Genomic DNA, 1,113 nt, shown 5'->3' on the forward strand with positions numbered 1-1,113 from the left:
GGCTCCAAAGGGCAGCTCCTGTGCAAAATCTGTGATACCAGGTTCTCTCCGGATGAGAGCCGTTTTTTGTTGACGAAACTCCGTTGCCCGCATTGCAGCAGCTCCCTTGTCCCCAAGAAAGACCGCAAACACTTCACCATCCATAAGTGTGTCAACCCGAAGTGCCCTTACTATCTCCACAACCTCAAAAAAGTGGATAATCAGGACCTGAAAGATGAATTCGGCAAAAATAAATATAAACTCCACTACATCTACCGCGAGTTTACTGTGGATTTTTTCAGCATGGACCTGAACTCCCTGCCTAAGAACGCCTCCTCCCTGAAATTCAACAAGCACAATGCTCATGTCATGTCCCTGGCCCTGACCCTACATGTCAACCTCGGCCTTTCCCTGAGGAAAACCTCCCAGGCACTAAAAGACCTCTATAACATCAGCCTCTCACACCAGCAGATTGCCAACTACTGCAAAACCGCCGCTGTCTGCATTAAGCCTTTTGTCGACCAGTATCCATACGAAAAGGGGGCTGCCTTCACCGCGGATGAAACTTATATTAAAATCCGTGGCATTAAAACCTATATCTGGCTCATCATGAATGCCGCAAGCCGTTCCATCATCGGTTATCAGGTATCTGACAACCGTGGCATCGGCCCCTGTATCCTCGCTATGCGGATGGCTTTCCAAGGCCTTACAAAGCTGCCGGAGAACTTTAAGTTCATTGCGGATGGTTACAGCGCCTATCCGCTCGCCGCAATGGAATTCGTAAAGAACTTCGGGAAACCCTTTACATTCCATATCACTCAGGTGATTGGGCTTACCAACAACGATGCTGTTTCTAAGGAACACCGTCCATTCAAACAGATGATTGAACGGCTGAACCGTACCTATAAAGCATCTTACCGTCACACAAACGGCTTCGACAACATCGATGGCGCCAACTATGAACTTGCCCTCTGGGTCGCTTACTACAACTTCCTTCGCCCTCATAAACACAATCAGTACAAAGTCCTCAACGAAGTGGAGATGCTGGCCGGTGCCGACAACATGCCTGGCAAGTGGCAGCTTCTCATCTTCCTTGGCCAGCAGACCATCCTGAATATGCAGAAAAACGGCATG

General features: G+C 48.9%; 1 protein-coding gene. It reads left to right on the forward strand.

The window, feature by feature from the left end; translation table 11 throughout:
* On the forward strand, positions 1-1,113 hold a 1,113-nt coding region (locus ABID13_RS28610; protein WP_354021391.1), incomplete at both ends, for a DDE-type integrase/transposase/recombinase.

This window comes from Enterocloster citroniae, from assembly GCF_040545455.1.
In the GTDB taxonomy this organism is placed as follows: Bacteria; Bacillota; Clostridia; order Lachnospirales; family Lachnospiraceae; genus Enterocloster; species Enterocloster citroniae.